Below are 18,690 nucleotides of genomic sequence, written 5' to 3'. Positions count from 1 at the left end.
GAACATGACAATGACTTCTTCTCCTGCGCGTGACGCTATCTATTTCGTGATTTTCGCAGCCGCGGTTCTGACGATGCCGATCTGGCTGGCGCCGATCGGCGCCGGGTATCCGGACTTGTTGCAGAAGTTTGCCATCTTTGGTCTTTTTGCAACCGGGTTCAATCTGCTCTTCGGTCTGACGGGATATCTGTCCTTCGGGCATGCGGCATTCCTGGGCGTCGGTTCCTACACCGCGGTCTGGTCGTTCAAGCTGCTTGGCATGAACCCGATCCCGGCGGCTGTTCTTGCTGTCGTCACCTCCGGTGTTTTCGCGCTGGCAATCGGCTATGTGTCCCTGCGTCGTTCAGGGATCTATTTCTCGATCCTCACGCTAGCTTTTGCGCAGATGTCTTACAATCTGGCTTATTCGGTTCTGACGCCGATTACCAACGGCGAGACCGGACTTCGCGTTCTGGAAAGCGATCCACGTATCTTTGATGGTTCTTCGGCAACAGACGGACCGCTGATTTCGTCACTGTTCGGGATCGAGATGACGGGGTATGCGGGTTTCTACTTCTGTGCGGTCGTGCTTCTGATTGGCTTCTTCGTTGCACAAAGGATCTTCAGGTCTCCCTTCGGCATCATGTTGCGCGCTGTGAAGACCAACCAGAACCGGATGAACTACACGGGACTTAACCCACGTCCTTACACGCTCGCAGCCTTTGTGATTTCGGGCATGTATGCAGGTCTCGCCGGTGCGCTGATGTGTATCACGGACCCCCTGGCCGGAGCTGAACGCATGCAATGGACTGCATCCGGCGAGGTGGTTCTCATGACCATTCTGGGCGGAGCCGGTACGTTGCTCGGACCGATCCTCGGTGCCGCGCTGATCAAGTATTTCGAGAACATTTTCTCGGCATTCAACGAACAGACCTTGCATCAGATCTTTGGTTTCCTGCCCGATTTCCTGGAATACCCGGTCGTTGCCGTTACCGGTCTGTTTGTTGGTGAAGGCTGGCATTTGACGCTCGGTGTGCTCTTCATGCTGATCGTGATCTTCCTGCCGGGAGGGCTCATGGAAGGCATCTCCAGGATTACGCGTCTGTTCAGTCGTTCTTCACGCAAATCCGCGCCAACGGGCGCAACCGCCCCAGCTGAGTAAGGATGTACGAAATGGAAATCTTACGCGTAGAGGGCGTGAACAAGTCGTTCGGTGGATTGAGAGCCCTCAACAATGTGAATTTCTCTGTAGAGGAAGGGACGGTTCACGCCATCATCGGTCCGAACGGGGCTGGAAAATCGACCTTTCTAAACTGCATGATCGGCCGTCTTGCTCCAGATACCGGTACCGTGATGTTCGGTGACATTTCGCTCACCGGCATGAAGCCCTATGAAATCAACCAGGCAGGTGTTTCCCGCGTGTTTCAGACGCCGGAAATCTTCGCCGAGTTGACTTTGCTGGAAAATGTCATGATCCCGACAATGGCGAAGCGTGACGGTGAGTTCGCTCTGCATGCTTTCAAGCGCCTGGATCGTGATGCGGAAATCCGGGACAAGGCACTTCACATGCTGGAAGATGTCGGGCTTGCGGAGAAAAGAGAGATTGTTGCCGGATCTCTGTCGCGTGGCGACAAGCGACGACTTGAGCTTGCCATGTGCCTGTCTCAGGATCCCAAACTTCTGCTCTTGGACGAGCCGACTGCGGGCATGTCCCGCGCGGACACCAACAACACAATCGATCTGCTGAAGAGGATCAGCGATCGCGGCATAACAAAAGTCGTGATCGAACACGACATGCACGTGGTGTTTTCGCTGGCGGAGAAAGTGACGGTCCTGGCTCAGGGAGCGATCATTGCGGAAGGCAGGCCGGAAGATATCAAGGGCGATCCTCGTGTGCAGGAAGCCTATCTTGGAGGAGCGCACCTGTGACCATTCTTGAAGATCAGTTTGCCGGCAAGACCGCGCCGTCCATCAAGCCGCAAAAGGCGCGCGGTACTGCGCCGGCTTTTTTCTCCGCATGGGATATCCATTCCTACTACGGTGAGAGTTACATCGTTCAAGGTGTCAGCTTCGATGTCCGTGAAGGGGAAATTCTCGCGCTTCTGGGTCGCAATGGTGCTGGCAAAACATCGACTTTGCGGACAATCGCCCGCATGGATGATCCCAATCTCACGCGTGGTGAGATCTGGCTGGATCACAAGCCTCTGCATGAGATGAAAAGCTATCAGGCAGCGCGCGTTGGCGTGGGTCTGGTTCCCGAAGATCGCCGCATTATTCCCGGTCTGACGGTCCAGGAAAACCTGGAACTTTCACAGATCGCGGAACCCAAGGGGTGGTCGATCGAGCGAATCTATGATCACTTCCCGCGCCTGGCTGAGCGCAGGTCTCAGGAAGCCGTGACCATGTCCGGCGGTGAGCAGCAAATGCTGGCGGTTGCCCGAATCCTGGCTCGGGACATCAAACTGCTGCTGCTAGACGAACCATATGAAGGCCTTGCACCTGTCATCGTTCAGGAAATCGAACGCATTCTGGAAGGTGTCAAGGATCTGGGGATCACAACGATCATCGTTGAGCAGAACGCAATTGCAGCTCTTCACCTTGCTGACCGTGCCGTCATCCTCGATATGGGCGAAGTGGTCTTCGACGGCGTTGCGCAGGAAGTGCTCGACAACGCGGAATTGCGTCAGGAATATCTGGCCATCTAGGTTCCCTCTGCCACCGCAGTGAGAACAGCCGGTGCTCTGCGCCGGCTTTTTTCATGTGCAACCTGAAGTGAATCTTCGTGTTGCGGGAGCCCTTTGCAGCAGCCTATAGTTTCGACGCAATATCGTTCTCTTCTTTTGCTTCAGTGGTGTCTTGTGTCCGTTATAAGATCTGAATTGCCCAGCCTTGTCGGCTTTCTTGTATTCGCGGTTTTCACCGTCGCCGGAGATGCTCTGAAGCCGGAAACCATGGGCGTCGGCGTGTCTTTAGGGTTGCTGGCAGTCATCTTTCTGACTGTAATGTGGTGCGCGTTTGCTGTCGTAAGGCACGCCGAATGCCTGGCGACAATTCTGGGAGAACCATTCGGAACACTTATTCTCACCCTGGCTGTCATAGGCATAGAAGTCGCACTGATCGTCGCGATCATGCTTTCTGGAGAAGCGGCACCTGCCATGGCTCGCGACACGATGTTTTCCGTCGTCATGATCGTATTGAACGGTTTGGTCGGGCTATGCCTGCTGGCAGGAGGACTACGTCACCGGAACCAGACCTACAACCTGCAAGGCGCCAACGCTTTCATGTCGATTCTTGTTCCCCTCGCTGTTTTTGCACTTGTTTTGCCCAGAGTGACGCACTCTGCGCCGGGAGGGGAACTGTCACCTCTGCAGGCCACGTTTGAAGTCATAATGTCGATACTGCTCTACGGCGTATTTCTGGCGATCCAGACCGTCACGCACAGTGACATTTTCCGGCAACCGGACGGCGCCGACGATGATCACGATCATCACAATGTGGTGGTCAGATCAATACCGTTTCATGTGGTCGGACTGTTCATGGCGTTGCTGCCGATCATCCTTCTTTCCAAGAAGCTGGCGCTTTATGTTGAATTCGGCATCGCCGGTCTCGGAGCCCCACTGGCGCTGAGCGGCTTCATTGTGGCAGCTCTCGTGCTGATGCCCGAAGGGTTGAGCGCACTTCAGGCTGCGCGGGAAAACAAACTCCAACGTGCCGTGAATATCTGCCTGGGTTCGGCCGTTGCGACCATTGGTCTGACAGTACCCGCGGTCCTTCTTGTTGGTTGGGTAACAGGACATACGATCGAGCTCGGGCTGAAATTCGCGGATATCATCATGCTCGTCCTGACGCTTTTCGTCAGTCTCATTACATTCGGCTCAAGAACGACCAGTTACCTTCAGGGAGCTGTTCACCTGGCGCTGTTCGCGGCCTATGTCATGATGATTTTCGATTTGTCCTGAAGAATCCAAAAAGTATCTCGTACTCGGGCTCTCAATCACTTGGTACGCCAAGACGAATGTGCTTTGGTCCGTTTCACAAAATTCCCAATCAAAAAAGGTGGCAAATGCTGCTCCTGTCTGAAGAACAAACTCGTGACGCACTGCCGTTTTCCGATCTGATCGACTCGCTGGCAGATATGTTCCGTTCCGGCTGCGTGATGCCAACGCGCCATCATCACGATGTGGAAATTCCAGGAGAGGCGGATGGAACCATGTTGCTGATGCCGGCTTGGTTGCCTGGGGAGTACTCGGGAGTAAAGGTTGCCAACGTCGTGCCGGGAAACTCCGGTCGAGGTCTGCCAGCGGTCTCGGCCCAGTATCTCTTGTCGAACGCAGGCACCGGGGAAATGCTGGCAATGATCGACGGCGGTGAACTCACCGCACGCCGGACCGCGGCAGCTTCCGCACTGGCCGCAAGGTATCTGTCGCGGGCCGATGCCAGAAATCTTCTGATCGTTGGTACGGGTCGTCTGGCGCCCAGCCTGGTAGCCGCCCACATGGCCGTCCGTCCGATTGAAAAGGTTACCGTTTGGGGGCGGTCCAAGGAGAAGGCTGGAGCATTGGCCGATGAGCTGGTGGCGGAGTTTTCAGCCGAGATTGAAGTTGCGGAAGAGCTTTCCAGTGCACTTGGCAATGCCGATATAGTCAGCGCGGCGACCTTGTCCACGGAACCTCTGGTATTGGGACGCTACTTGAAGCCCGGTACACATGTGGATCTGGTTGGCGCTTTCAAGCCGAACATGCGGGAAAGCGATGATGATGTGATCAGACGAGCCGACGTTTTTGTCGATACGCGCGATGGCTGTCTTTCCGAAGGCGGCGACATTGTACAGCCGCTTCAGTCAGGGTTGATTACGGCACAGGATATCAAGGCAGATCTGTATGAGCTTTGCAGGGGAGACCATCCCGGTCGCGAGTCCGATGATGCCATTACGATGTTCAAGTCGGTCGGTGCGGCGTTGGAGGACCTCGCCGGGGCGATACTTGCCTATCGCAATGCTGAACAATAGCGATTGACCGGCAACGCCGGTCAACCCAGTTCAAATGTGGTGATGCCGTACATCTGGTCCAATGGAAGGTCGGGCACCGATCCCCGGTACATCCGGAATGTTTCAAACTCCGGGGACAATTCGTATTTCTCCGCCAGAAGCAACGCGGCCGCATTGGGTTCGGGCGTATCAAGCATGATGTACTGGCCTCTGACCGGTCCGGCGAGCGCACGGAAGAGGGTGTCGGCAATCTCCGGGGTATCGGCGAACAAAGGACCGATCTTGTAGCCTTCGTAGCACTGCCGGATGACGCCATAGCCTTTCACTTCACCGTCTTCGACAAAGACAAATCCTCGACGTGTTTCCAGCATCGGCGCTGTCCAGAGTTGCAGGAACTCCGTGCGGGCTGCAGGAAAGAAGCGTCTGTCATAGTCTCTCACGGATGGGAAGATGCCCTGACCGAGCGGTGCAACACGGGAATCCATCGGAGTATCGCAGATAGAGACACCGTATTGGCGGATGTTGCGATAGATCTTTTTGAAACCGTGCTCACCGTAGCTCGCGGTTTGCTCGTTCACGGCGTCAAGACCGCACACCCGGGAACCAAGATATTTCATGGCGTGATCCCAGATCTGGTGACCAAAGCCCCTTGTCCGGTATTCCCGCTTGCAGATGTACAGGCCAATGAAACCGAATTCGTCTCCATACCGGACCGCGGATATCACATTGATGAGCTGTCCGTCGATTTCCCCTGCGAAATAGCCGTTCGGATCAGCTGCGTGAAAGGGCGGGCCATCGTCCACACCGGGATTCCAGCCTTCCTGCATCGCCATTTCCAAGGGAATGTGCATTTCGACATCCTGAAGGCGGCGGATTTTTAAAATTTCCGACATCTGATTTCCAGCTGCTGCAATCCTGTCATAACATTCTGCAGCCTAAAATGACTCGTTGGAAATAGAAATCCGACCGTCCAATTTTTAAGTTCCAGCGTCAGGTTCGAAAAAAACACAAACCGGTTTTGTCGAAGCGCGGCTTGCGTCTAGTCGACAAGTATGCATCACTTTACTTAACGTTATTTTTAGATATTGAACGCTGCGCCGGTTCCATTCGAAGCAGCTATCATGTGTGTTTCGTCACAGACACAAGATTGTTCCAGAGCAAGACTGCAGTGCGAGCTAAGGCGCTGAGGACGCTATGAAGAAACGGAATTATTTATCAACTGTCTTGCGCTCGGCAAGGCATACTGTTTCCGCACCGGCATCAGGTTTTTGTCGGGCAGTTCATGTCGGCCTTGTCAGCCTGCCGCTGAGCTTCATCCTGACGCCTTCGGACGTGTTGGGTTCGACGCCTGACGAGACGGGACGGCGTGTTGCGCTGGTCATCGGCAACCAGGATTATCAATATGTAGAGCCGCTCGAAAATCCCCTGAACGATACCAAGGAAATTTCGAGAGTATTGCGGGAAGCGGATTTCGAAGTCACCATCGGCACCAACCTGAGCAAGAAGGAACTTGAAAAGGTTGTTCGCAGGTTTCTTCGCGAACTCAGCGATGGCGATACTGCGCTGTTCTATTATTCGGGGCACGCATTGCAGGTCGGCGAATCCAATTTCATTCTGCCGGTCGATGCTCAGCTTTCATCGCAATATGACCTCGAATTCGAGAGTCTGAAGGTTTCACATCTGCTGGACTACATGAAGGCTGCCTCGAGCCTGCAAATCGTGATGCTGGACGCCTGCCGCGACAACCCCTTTGAGATTGGCAGCCTGTTTTGGGGCGAGCAGGAATACGCGCTTGGCAAGACCCGCGGACTGCGGCGGATACCGAACAAGCTTGGGTCCTTCATTTCGTATGCGACGCGTCCCGGCCAGGTGGCCTATGACGGACAGGGGCCGATGAGCCCTTTCACGACGTCGGTCGTCAACAATGCCCTGGATCCTGCGCTGGAGATCAAGGATCTGATGACCAAGGTCCGCGACGAAGTGGTTCGTCAGACCGGCGGCCAGCAGATCCCTTATGAAGATTCCACCCTGGTAACCAGTTTCTACTTCGTTCCTCCGAAACCGGAGCCAATCGTGATGGCGCATCATCGCGTCAGCGTTCCGGCGGGCCAGGATGTTTTTGCGCTCGCTATTCCCGAGCCGGTACAGCCGGAGGGGGGAAGCCTGAGAGCAACACTGACCTTGTCTCCCGAGAAAGGAAAGCTGCGAACCTCAAACGGCAAGGAAGTTTTCGAGGGCGACGTGCTAAGCGCCGCGGAGCTCGCTTCCCTGGAGTTTGTTCCGGGAGAAGCAGATGCTGGCGATGTCGAACTGATCGGTTATCAGGTTGAGGATGAATGGGGCGGAACCGCCTCCGCGATCGCGTCCATTACGTTGGTACAGGCAGATACCCCTGTTGCCGACAAGGCTTCGGAAGCAGACAAACAGGAAAAGCTAACGACGCTGCTGGCCTGGTTGATCGACTTGTCGACAAAGGGAGCGGTCGAAGCAGATATCGGTGTCGGACCCGTGTCGATCTATCCGGAGGCCCCCGTGTCGGGTCTGCCCGCGACCAGCGATTGGCTCAAGGTTGTCTCGGTTGATCCGGACCTGCAACTGTCGTCAGAAGGACGTTTGTTGCAAACCGGTGATCGACTCCCAGTCTCTTCTTTGGCCTCTCTCACTGTGCGGCCGCAGATCGGCAGCGAGACTGAAGCACGTCGTTTCCAACTCGAGCTGCCGGCTCAGTCGGGTCAGACACCGGAGACCATCACGCAGATTGTGCAACCTCGGGTCAATCAATGCGATCAGCTGGCAACGCAGCCATTCGATTTGCAGGCAGTGACAGAAGGACGGCTGGCGAACGAGCTTGATCCGCAAACCGTCGACAAGGCGTGTGCTGAAGCCATGGCTGCACACCCGGAAATAGGTCGGTTTGTGTTCCAGCGCGGTCGCGGAGCGTTTGCAGGTGGAGACCTCGATAGCGCCATTTCTTATTTCGAGCGGGCTTACCAGATGGGGCATGTGAGAGCCGGGCAGGTTCTGGGCCGCATGTATTACCTGGGAGCAGGTGTTGACCGCGATCGGAAGAAAGCCGTCGAGCTTTATCGCAAAGGGGCTGAAAGGGGAGATGCCTATGCGCTTCATTCTCTGGGCATGGCGGAAATAAAGGGTGAAGGTACAAACCAGGACGAAAAAGCGGGATTGGAGAAACTGCTGCAATCCGTAGAGGCGGGGCATACCTTTTCCTACAATGCCATCGGCGGTTTTTATCTGAGCGGGCAGCATGTCTCGGAGAACGTTGATCGAGCGGTCTACTATTACAATCGGTCTGCTGCTCGAGAAGACATCTATGGCTTCCTCAACATGGGGACGCTTTACCGCGACGGCAGAGGCATCCCGGTCGATTACGATGCTGCGCTGGGCTGGTTCAAGAAGGCGCACGAAGGCGGCCACCCTGCGGCAGGGACTGCAATAGGCTTGCTCTACTTCAACGGTCAGGGCGTGGAAAAAAGTCCTGATGAAGCCACAAGGTGGTTCCGTGAAAGCGCCGAGCGAGGAGATCCCTGGGGAGCTTACAACACCGCTTTCATGCTCGGAAAACAATCAGGTGAGAATGCCCAGCGCGATCGAATCCGCATGTTGGCCATGTCTGTCGCAGTGGATCCGTCTTCTCCCGCAGCCGAGAAAGGTAAGGAGGGATTGGCAAAAGCATCTTCCTTGCTCAAGGCAAAGGTGCTGCAACAGGCTTTGACCGATCTCGGATTTGAACCGGGGCCCGTAGATGGACAGCCCGGACGCAAAACACGTGAAGCCCTGACAAGATTTTTTAATTCGTCGGACCGTGCCCCGGAAAAGGGGGACGAGGCTTTGATAGCCCTGGTAAAATTTCAATGGGAACAGAGCCGGCCCCGTTACGATTTATTCTAGGATTTTAAGGAGAAGTAAGATGAAACCAGATTTGAAGATGCTGCCGGTGGCAGGTGCCTTGGCGTTGTTGATTGCAGGTTGCCAGGCGCAATACAAACCCGGCGTGACGCAGGCGCCGCTGGCAAGCACTCCTCCGGCACCTGCGGTTTCGTCTCCTCAGGTTGCCTCAGCCTCTCAAGCCGCACCAGCCGTTATTGACCCGATCAATGATCCGAGCCTTCGCGACAACAACAATGACAGTGGTGGCGGAGGAGGCGGCGGTGGCGGCGGCAATGATAGCCCCGGGGGCGGTGGCGGTGGCTCCTGGAACTAGGCGCTAGCGCGCTGCCGAGGCTCCTGATGAGTTTTCATAAAGAGTTTGTCTCTCTGCGATTCTTCGCTCGAGGTTTGACCATCGCTCTTGGCCTGCACTTGCTCACAGCAAATGCTACAGCAGGGGAATGGCGCGCGCTGGTTATCGGGATTGACGCCTATCAGAATGTTTCCAGATTGAATGGCGCGGTAAACGACGCACGGGACATTGCCGGCACACTTAAAGCAGCCGGCGTCCAGGACCTGACGACCCTTTATGATCAACATGCCACTCGAAAGGGAATACTGGATGCGTGGCAGGCTCTTGTAGCCAGGTCGAATGCTGACGATGTTCTTGTTTTGTCCTATGCGGGTCACGGGGCGCAGGAAGAGGAATGGATCAAGGGTTCGGAAGAAGACGGATACGACGAAGTCTTTCTGCTGGCGGGGTTTGACACGTCCGCTCCGGGGAATGCAGAGCGACTTCGAGACGACGATGTCGCGGCTATGTTGCATGCCGCGGGGGAGAGGAACGTGCTGGTACTGGCAGACAGCTGTCATTCCGGGACCATGACGCGATCAATTGATCCTCGCGTCAAGAAGCTGGGAACGCGTCTGGTGGGGCTCCCGCCATTGGAAAACGACGTCTTGCGCAATCAGTCGAAGCACCCGGTTCTTGCCGGTACTGGCATTACGCAACCGGGTGAAGAGCAGCTTCCAAACGTCATCTATGTCGGAGCAACGGTCGATGGGCAGGTGATTCCGGAACTCATCATCGCCGGAGAGCCTCGCGGTGCATTGAGTTGGTCCTTTGCGCGCGGTGTGGAAGGGCGCGCAGACCTGAACAGGGACGGCGGGATCTCCATGGAGGAGCTGACATTGTTCCTCCAGGAAACCGTTCGAGTTGCAACAGAAGGAAGGCAAACACCGAGTCTGCGTATCGGTGGCAGTTCAAGATCTGCAGTTTTGCCGCGCGTGAACGACAACATTCTCAGCCAGACGAATACAGGCTTGACCATTTCAGCAAGCACGGAAACTGCAACTCCTTTGCTCAATATCCTTTCGGAGCAGCATCAGGGACGCCTGAAAATCGTCGAGCAGGAAAGCGCTGATCTCTACTGGGACGTGGAAAACGGTGATGTTCTGACCAAGTTTGGCGATGTCGTACTTCGCAAGAATGCTGCGAACGCGGACAGCTTTGCAGACGTGGTGACCAAATGGATGTTTCTTGCCGATCTCTATGCGCTTTCAAGAGACCGTCAGCCAATCGAAGGAACGTTGCACCCTGCCGTTGGACATATTCCTGAGGGCTCTGCCTTCAAAGTAGGGCTCAAGTCCGATCAGAGTGGCTACATGGCCGTATTTGCGTTGGAAGCTGACGGGACTTTGCGCTTGCTCGCCCCCGACAAGACTTCCGACCCTCTGGGTCAGGATACCTCCCTGAATGCCAACGATCCCTATGTTCTAAACCTGCGGGCAGCGCTTCCCTTCGGAGCCGATCACATTGTCATGGTACGGGGCAGGGAACCCATGCCGCAGCTTGTGGGTGTCCTCTCTGCGTTGGACGGACAACAACCCGGGGCCAAGCTTGCCGCTAAACTGGTGGAGCTGATCGCCAAATCCGGTGATGCTATTGGTGTTACCGGTGTCTATACGGAACCGGCCGGATAGTTTTTTCTCCGGGGTGAGTGCCAGGTATCCTGTTGCGGTATAAAGCTCTTTTATGTGACCATAGCCACATTCAAATCGACTTCGTTCGATAATAATCATGTTTGAACAGGAGCGCTGGGCTCGTTGGAGTACGTGGCGCAATGACCAAAGAATTGGGAGATCGTCATGTCTTTTTTGTTTAATCGTGCCTGCGTCTACCGATGTATGCAGAAAACCGGTACCGCAGCGGTTTTCGCACTCGGCCTCTCGACCGGGGCTGCCATAGCAGAGCCGATCGCACTGGTGCTCGACAAATCGGAGGGGGTGGACGTTCCCGCTTTCTCGGAACTGATGCCAGGTGATGTGGTAGAGCTTGGCTCTTCCGGGCATATTGATCTGCTTGACTATGCTGCTTGTCAGGAGGTGCGGATCAAGGCCGGCACCGTTGCGGTGTCGTCAAATGGTTTCAGCCTCGAAGGTGGCCAGGAAAAAGTTCTGCGGGCGGGAAATTGCCTGCAGGCAGATAGTGGAACCGGGGCTGAGAAAGCTGATAAGGGACTGACGGTCACTTTGCGCGGTCTGACACTGGAGAACAAGAAAGCGGCATCGCTTATGCTTCGGTTTGATGATGCTGTCCGTGACCAATACGGATCGGTGTTTGTATCCTTTGGCGGTGGAGAGCCAAAGCGTTTCGATTTGCTGGATCATGTTGTGACGGATATGCCGGACCGGGAAACAGACGGAGAAGCTGTTGAAGTTGAACTGTTCTTGCAAGGAAAAGCTCCGGATTTCGGCGTTGAAATGAGAAAGATAGTCATTGATCCATCCAAGGTCGGCCGGAAAACAGCAGTTGTCGTTGTGAAATGAACTCAGGCGGCCGGATTGCGGAAACAGCGCTGGGCCGGAAGAAGCTGATTGCACTCATCGCAATCGTTGCCGTTTGCGCCGGAATTGCCGCGGGCTACTCCGCGAAAAAGGCGATATGGGAAGGGTGGGTCACTGACCGGCTGTTCCAGCTCCGGGCCAGTTTTGGACCTGCGCTACCGCAGGAAAGGTCTCCCGTTGCGGTAATCGGGCTCGACCAGACGGCTCTGGATTCTGATAAGCTGTCTCCAATTCCTCGTGTGTTGATGACACCGGTACTTGCCGAGGCCGGACAAGGGTTGATTGATGCCGGTGCTCTCGCACTCGGTTATGATTTTGTATTCGCCTATAGTGCCGATGCCTTCGTCGACCCGATTACCGGTGAGGCCAGACTTCGCGGATTCGATGCGCCATTTCAGAAGTTTATGTTCAGGAACCGGGAAAGGGTTTTCATTTCCCACACAGAAATAGGTGTCCCGCACAGAAAGTTCTCTGCCGCAGCCGGAACAGGCGGTGTTCGCTCTGTCGTGATATCAACCGATAACGATGGTGTTGTGCGGCAACACAAGCCAAATTTGCCGCTTTCGGAATCGCCTTATCTTATCGATGCGCTGCTGAGCGTGGCCAGCGCAGATATCTCCGAACAGTATACCGCTCTTCCCGTTTCAAGGCTTGCAAGCTCCATCCCTTATTTGTCTCTCATTGATGTCTTGAGAATGCTGGAAAGCGAGAGCGGCAGACATGAATTGAGGAAATTCGCGGATGGTCGGATCATTCTTTTCGGCGGTTTGCTGCCATATGAGGACGAGCATCTTTATTCCGACCGTTTCCTGCCGGTCATGTCTTCAGACGAGGCGGAAACCGGAGAGAGCGGGCGTCCTCGCGTTCAGCAGCAGACTGCCGGTGTTCTGATCCTGGCCGACCTGATCGGTTCTGTAATGTCGGGCCGGATTGCCGTTTCACCTCCGCCAGGTTTCTTGCCCGGTGTGACGGTCCTTTTTGCTGTTGCGGGCGCGCTGGCAGGACTTTTTCTGCCCATGATGCTGTTGCCCCTCGTAGCGATAAGCGGCGTTGTGTTGGGACTTGTCCTCAGTCTGATCGGGCTTGAATTCGGATTAATAGTGGCGCCTGGTATGGCGCCCGTCGCTTGTGTCAGCGCTATTGTGGTTTCGGCGGTCGGTAAGATCGGTATTCTTCAAAGAAGGCAACGGTCGCTTGTGAGATTGTTTGGACATTATCTTGCTCCGGATGTGATCAAGCAAATGGCACAATCCGAGCAGTTGCCAGAACTGGGCGGTGAAACCCGGCATGTGGTCGTTGCATTCATAGACATTGTCGGGTTCACCAAGATGTCTGAGAAGCTTGCTGACAGGGATGTGGTTCGTGTCGTCAATTCCTGCTTCGACGCCATAGGTCAGGTCATCACCGCGCATCAGGGATACATCGACAAGTATATAGGTGACGCGATCATGGCCGTCTGGAACGCCCCGAATACCGTCGACTATCCGGAAAAAGCAGCCGTGGATGCTGCTGAAAAGATTATCGGTCTTCTCGACAAGATGCGTAGCTTGACCGGTCAGCCGGCTCTGGATCTTCGGATCGCCCTGAATGCAGGGCCGGTCCTCGTGGGGGACATTGGCGGGGAACATCGTCGCTCCTTCACTGTCATGGGAACGACAGTCAACACCGCCAGCCGGATCGAGTCCGTTGCCAAGGACAAGAAAGTCCGTCTGGCGATCAGTCAGTCGGTAGGCGATAACCTGCCGCGCTCCTACCCGGTCAAGGAAATCTGGAAAGGTCAGCTTCGCGGGCTCAGTACCGATATGACCGTCTACACGCTGGATGTACCGCAGATGTACATGGAAAACGTGGTTGCCGTTCCTCACGACAAGCGGAAGCGCGGCATTACCAATCTGCTGAAGTTTCCGCGTTGAACGGGCAGGACCACCTTTCCTCCAAGCGATTTTGCAACTTTCGGATCACTCCGGCATGATCAGAGAAAGCATGCCACGGAGAACTTTGTAACAGCGGGTGCACCAGCAAGGTGTCAGAATGAACAGCGGGTCTGACAGGGATAAATCAGGAGCGCGTCAGCCGGAATTTGACCGGACTGTCATACGCGCCAGTGGTCCCGCTGCAGACAGCTCCGCTCAGGCTCAGGGAAACAGTCCAGTACGTGTCAAAGAGGAGGGGGAGCGGAACCCTGCGCGCTTTCCTGTCCTGGCCTATGCGTCGCTCGCACTCGGGTTCCTTGTTGTTGGAGGCGGAATAGGCGGACTGGTGCACCTCATCAATTCCGGAGCGATTTCCTTTTCCGCGCCAAGCCCTGCAGATGGTGAAGCGGGTAGAACCGGCACGGCTGAAACGATTGATTCAGAGGCGCCGTCGCATGATCTTGACAGGCAAAGCCCAACTCAATCGACTGCGGATTTCCAATCAGTCGATAACGCGGAAAATGATCCGATCGGTGACGATGAAATCGATGTGCCTGCCGACCCGTTTTACGACATGGCGGTATCGCCGGTCATTCCGCTGGCGGGAGACCCGGTCTTGCTGAGTAGCGCAGCAGCGGGAAACCGAATCGACCTCAGCGAACGTTCGATCCCGGAAAAAAACGTCTCTGGCGATGTCACAAGTATACCTGGATCGACCGCGTTCGTTCTGGACAGCGAAATGCTGAACCTGGACGGTGAACTAGTGATCCGGGCGCCCGGTAGCGAGGCCGATTTTCAGTTCGGCAATTTTGGCGGCGGCGAAGATGAGGAACGCCTGGATGTCGAGGAGGAACAACCTACATCCGGCAGTTCAAAATCGAAGTTGCCGACCTTTCTGAAACCTCCAACGGATACTCTGAACCTGTTCCTGACGGAGCGGCCCATTGGGCAGGGGCCCAACCGGTTGGAAATTAGAACTGAGTTGTCCAGCGCAGTCTCCATTGAGCAGTTTCTGAAGGAAAGCGGATTTGACGAAGATGCATCCAGACCGTTTTTGAAGTTTGTAAAAGAAGAGCTTGAGAAGAGCGATTTTGTCGCTGGCGACAAGATCGCAATAAGAGGGGTTAGGTTACCGAACAAATTGGGTCGGGTTGGAGATTATTATCGCCCCGTCCAGGCATCTTTCTATTCGGAAGAGGGGTATGTCGGAACTGCCGCGTTTGCCCCGCAATCGGGTGAAGAAAACTACGTGCAAGGCGCAGATCCATGGTTTGGTATTTCGATCGGGCAGGATAAGATCGCAAACGATAAATCCGGAGATGGTGAGAAGAAACACCGGTTGATTGATGGTCTCTACGCGACCGCGATCAGGAACGCCGTGCCAGCTTCAATAGTCGGGGAAGCGATTGCCTATCTGGCGCCGACGACCGATCTGAAACGTGCTGTCGAACCTGGTGAGCGTTTCACACTGATCTTCACAGACAAGTCTCGAGATGAAAAACGCGGCGCCGGTAAAGTGTTGTTTGCAGGCGTGCGCAAGGGAGACGATTGGTCGGTCCGGTGTTATGTCTTGAAGGCGCCCGGAAATCGTGGATTTGCATGTGTCAGCGAAGGTGGGAAAGTCAGCCTTTCCGGCGCGATGCTTGTGCCGGTGAAAGGCGTTCTGACTTCCAAGTTCGGTATGCGATTTCATCCAATCAAGAAGACCGAACGTCTTCATGCCGGCGTCGATTGGGCGGCACCTACAGGCTCCCCGATCAGGGCGGCATTTTCCGGGAAAGTCAGCTATCGGGATGTTCGCGGCGGGTATGGCAATTTCATCGAACTGACGCACAAGGGCGGAATTACAAGCCGCTACGCACACATGCATGAGTATGCGGACGGCATTGAAGTTGGCTCTGTCGTCCAGGCCGGGGATTTGATTGGCTATGTCGGAACGACCGGTCTTTCCACCGGACCGCATCTTCATTTCGAAATCCGGCAGCGGGGCGAGCCGACGGACCCTCTGGCGTTTGAAATGGAAACGGGCACCGACGCACCAAAGTCAGTCGCCGGCAAGGACTTGCAAGATTATCGTGGCACTATCAGCGAAATCCTCACTGTTCATTAGTGCCTGGGATCTCTTCAAGAAAAGCATCGCATGCGATTTTGGGGCGTTCTCAAAAGCGATGAACATCCAGGTGAGGTTTCGCAGGCGGTGCTGCGAAACCTTATGTTTCATTCAACCAACGGGCCGGGGCCTGCTACTTCGCAGAGATCTCAAGTCCTTCGTCCGTTGTCACGATCGACGCTGTATCGATTTCCTCTGCGTTCATTTGTGCTGTCAGGAACACGCGAGAGAGTTTGGGCAACAGATCGTTTGTCAGGATATTGTCGATCATGCGGCCACCGCTATCTGGGTCTCTGCACAGGGAAACGATGTGCGCAACCACGTCGTCACCGAACGCAAGGTCTGCGTTCTTGTTCTGCTTCACACGTTTCACGATCCTGTTGAGCTGCAGTCGAACAATGAAGCCAAGCATGGATGGTGAAAGCGGGTAGTAGGGAATGGTGACGATCCGGCCGAGCAGAGCGGGCGGAAATACATCCAGCAGGGACGGTCGAAGGGCTTCAGCAAGTTTTTCCGGATCGGGCGCGTTCGGATCGGTTGCCGCTAGATTGGCATCGCTGGAAACAGGCGTATCCAGCATTTTACTGGCGGCGTTCATAATGATTTCGGTGCCGACATTGGAGGTCAGTAGAATCAGCGTGTTTCGAAAGTCGATTTTTCGACCCATTCCATCTTCCATCCAGCCCTTGTCAAACACCTGGAAAAAAATTTCGTGCACATCCGGATGAGCCTTTTCCACTTCATCCAGCAGAACGACTGAATAGGGCTTGCGGCGAACCGCTTCGGTCAGGCGTCCACCTTCGCCATAACCGACATAACCGGGTGGCGCGCCTTTCAGACCGGAAACCGAATGGGCTTCCTGAAACTCCGACATGTTGATGGTGATGAGGCTTTCTTCGCCTCCGTAGAGCGTTTCTGCGAGCGCCAGTGCGGTTTCGGTTTTGCCGACGCCGGACGGGCCGCAAAGCATGAAAACCCCGATCGGTTTGTCGGGATTGCCGAGTTGAGCGCGGCTGGTCTCGATCCGCTTTGCAATCATTGCCAATCCGTGAGCCTGACCGATGACGCGCGCATTGAGGTTGTCGGTCAGATTGAGAATGGTCTCCATTTCATCCTGCACCATGCGGCCGACCGGAATGCCGGTCCAGTCCGAGATGATGCTGGCCACCGCTTCATCGTCCACATAGGCATAGACCATGCGTTCATCTTCGGGAATTTGGGACAGCTCGGCGCGCATATCGTGCAAGGCCGCGTGGACTGCCGCCTCGTCCTTGAGGTCGATTTCAAGGTCCAGGTCCATGTCGTCGATAGGGGCAAGAGCAGTTGCGTCGGCGCCCGCGTCATCGATGTTTCCGGTGTCTGGATGAGGGGCGGGCGTGCCGCCTTTCAGCTCGGCAAGCGCCGCATTCAATCGCCTGATACCTGCAACGAGTTTGCGCTCATTTTCCCACTCCTCACGAGTTCTCTCGATCTCTTTCTCGGCGTCATCGATGGCCTTGTCGAGAACATCCAGCTGCTCCTTGTTCTCCATGCCAAGATCGCTGTCATTCGTCAGGGCCTGCCGTTCCGTTTCAAGAAAGCTCTTTCTGGCAACCAGATCCGAAAGTCTTGCCGGCTGTGCCGCCTGAGAAATGTTTACCCGCGCGGAAGCGGTATCGAGAATGCTGACGGCCTTGTCCGGCAGCTGGCGTGCAGGAATGTAGCGATGTGAAAGCGACACGGCTGAGGTGACGGCACTGTCCAGAATGCGAACCTGATGGTGATCCTCCATTGGCTCAAGCAGGCCTCTGACCATGGCAAAGCATTTTTCCTCGTCCGGTTCGTCAACCTGGACAGGTTGGAAGCGGCGCGTCAGGGCAGGGTCTTTTTCGAAGTGCTGTCGATACTCAGACCAGGTTGTCGCTGCCACGGTCCGCAGCGTTCCTCTCGCGAGTGCGGGCTTTAAAAGGTTGGCGGCATCGCCAGTTCCTGCCGCGCCGCCTGCTCCTATGAGCGTGTGGGCTTCATCGATGAACAGGATGGTGGGAACGATGGATGCGTGAACAGCGTCGATCACCGCGCGCAGCCGTTTTTCAAACTCGCCCTTCATCGAGGCGCCAGCCTGCAAGAGTCCGAGATCGAGAGCGCACAAACGCGTGCCTAGCAGCGCGGGCGGAACGTCACCGGCCACTATTTTTTGAGCAAAACCCTCGACAATGGCGGTTTTCCCGACGCCGGCTTCGCCGGTCAGTATCGGGTTGTTCTGCCGTCGGCGCATCAGAACGTCGATGACCTGCCGGATCTCTTCATCCCGGCCAACGATGGGGTCGAACTCCTCAGCGCGTGCTCTTGCCGTGAAATCAACGGTGAATTGAGACAGGGCATCTTCGCCAACACCGCTTCCAGGTTGGGTGCCTTGTGCTTCGCCGGCCGCAGCGCCGGGAGCGGATTTCGAACCCGAGCCGTCAATCGGCCGCGCGCCAGTCTCTGCGGAGGTGCCGGCAATTCCATCCAGGTCTCGTACAAGCACATCCCGGTTCAGTTTGCTCAAGGCGGACGAGTAACCGAGGAACTGGCGCCAGGTCGTTCTGTCGCCCATGGCGGCGATCAAGACGTAGGCCGAGCGGATCTTGTAGTCGCCGTATCTGAGGGTGCCTTCAAACCAGGCACGTTCCAGTGCTTCCTGGAACGGGGCTGCCATGGAAGGCAATTCAGTCTGATTGATCTTCAGCGCGGCGATTGCCTGTTGAAGGTCTTCGTGGACCGTTCCGACGTCAACGCCGAAATGACGCAGAATATGAACGAAATCCGTGCTGTCATCACGGGCCAGATAATAGAGCCAGTGCAGGATCTCCAGGTTCCGATGTCCGGAGCTTTTGGTCAGTCGCATGGCCTTTTCGAGGCAGTCATAGCTCACTGTGGTCAGCTTATTGGCAACTGTTTCAACGAGGATGTCACTCATGGGTTCGGCCTTTCAAACTGGAGAC

The 18,690-nt window shown here is 55.5% G+C and carries 13 protein-coding genes; 11 read left to right on the top strand and 2 right to left on the bottom strand.

The annotated features are described in order from the left end of the window. Positions 1–4: 4 nt before the first annotated feature. The 5 genes from ABLQ08_RS16680 (at position 5) to ABLQ08_RS16660 (ending at position 4,987) form a co-directional block, all read left to right on the top strand. On the top strand, positions 5–1,141 hold the full coding sequence (locus tag ABLQ08_RS16680; protein ID WP_417714922.1) for a branched-chain amino acid ABC transporter permease: 1,137 nt from the start codon (positions 5–7) through the stop codon (positions 1,139–1,141). Between the two features lie 11 nt (positions 1,142–1,152). Further along, positions 1,153–1,908, top strand: coding sequence for an ABC transporter ATP-binding protein (locus tag ABLQ08_RS16675; protein ID WP_352944273.1), 756 nt, complete (start codon positions 1,153–1,155; stop codon positions 1,906–1,908). Then, on the top strand, positions 1,905–2,684 hold the full coding sequence (locus ABLQ08_RS16670; RefSeq protein WP_352944271.1) for an ABC transporter ATP-binding protein: 780 nt from the start codon (positions 1,905–1,907) through the stop codon (positions 2,682–2,684). The genes ABLQ08_RS16675 and ABLQ08_RS16670 overlap by 4 nt, the downstream gene beginning before the upstream one ends. A 153-nt stretch (positions 2,685–2,837) precedes the next feature. Next, positions 2,838–3,938, top strand: a complete 1,101-nt coding sequence (locus tag ABLQ08_RS16665; RefSeq protein WP_352944270.1) for a calcium:proton antiporter — start codon at positions 2,838–2,840, stop codon at positions 3,936–3,938. Positions 3,939–4,042: 104 nt separating this feature from the next. After that, positions 4,043–4,987 (top strand): ornithine cyclodeaminase family protein, encoded by a 945-nt coding sequence (locus ABLQ08_RS16660; RefSeq protein ID WP_352944268.1) that lies wholly within the window; start codon positions 4,043–4,045, stop codon positions 4,985–4,987. Between the two features lie 20 nt (positions 4,988–5,007). Here the strand turns inward: ABLQ08_RS16660 and ABLQ08_RS16655 are convergent, their stop codons facing one another. Then, positions 5,008–5,859, bottom strand: a complete 852-nt coding sequence (locus ABLQ08_RS16655; RefSeq protein WP_352944266.1) for a GNAT family N-acetyltransferase — start codon at positions 5,857–5,859, stop codon at positions 5,008–5,010. Between the two features lie 301 nt (positions 5,860–6,160). Here ABLQ08_RS16655 and ABLQ08_RS16650 point away from each other — a divergent pair, with 301 nt between their 5' ends. The 6 genes from ABLQ08_RS16650 to ABLQ08_RS16625 all read left to right on the top strand — a co-directional run bounded on the left by ABLQ08_RS16650 (position 6,161) and on the right by ABLQ08_RS16625 (position 15,724). After that, entirely contained in the window at positions 6,161–8,875 is a 2,715-nt protein-coding gene (locus ABLQ08_RS16650; RefSeq protein ID WP_352944264.1) for a caspase family protein, read from the top strand. Positions 8,876–8,894: 19 nt separating this feature from the next. Next, positions 8,895–9,188, top strand: a complete 294-nt coding sequence (locus tag ABLQ08_RS16645) for a hypothetical protein (protein WP_352944262.1) — start codon at positions 8,895–8,897, stop codon at positions 9,186–9,188. A gap of 26 nt (positions 9,189–9,214) precedes the next feature. Next, positions 9,215–10,837, top strand: coding sequence for a caspase family protein (locus tag ABLQ08_RS16640; RefSeq protein ID WP_352944260.1), 1,623 nt, complete (start codon positions 9,215–9,217; stop codon positions 10,835–10,837). A 165-nt stretch (positions 10,838–11,002) separates the two neighbouring features. After that, a complete protein-coding gene (locus ABLQ08_RS16635) occupies positions 11,003–11,683 on the top strand; it encodes a hypothetical protein (protein ID WP_352944258.1) in 681 nt (226 codons plus the stop codon). Then, entirely contained in the window at positions 11,680–13,614 is a 1,935-nt protein-coding gene (locus ABLQ08_RS16630) for an adenylate/guanylate cyclase domain-containing protein (protein ID WP_352944256.1), read from the top strand. The genes ABLQ08_RS16635 and ABLQ08_RS16630 overlap by 4 nt, the downstream gene beginning before the upstream one ends. A 118-nt stretch (positions 13,615–13,732) precedes the next feature. After that, positions 13,733–15,724, top strand: coding sequence for a M23 family metallopeptidase (locus ABLQ08_RS16625; protein ID WP_352944255.1), 1,992 nt, complete (start codon positions 13,733–13,735; stop codon positions 15,722–15,724). A gap of 133 nt (positions 15,725–15,857) precedes the next feature. Here ABLQ08_RS16625 and tssH read toward each other — a convergent pair whose 3' ends face one another. Next, positions 15,858–18,665, bottom strand: a complete 2,808-nt coding sequence (gene tssH, locus ABLQ08_RS16620; protein WP_352944253.1) for a type VI secretion system ATPase TssH — start codon at positions 18,663–18,665, stop codon at positions 15,858–15,860. Positions 18,666–18,690: the final 25 nt, after the last annotated feature.

Origin of the sequence: Roseibium sp. SCP14 (assembly GCF_040329475.1) — a bacterium.
Classification (GTDB): domain Bacteria; phylum Pseudomonadota; class Alphaproteobacteria; order Rhizobiales; family Stappiaceae; genus Roseibium.
Note: the sequence above shows the minus strand (reverse complement) of the source record. Positions and strands in the feature narration are given on the sequence as shown.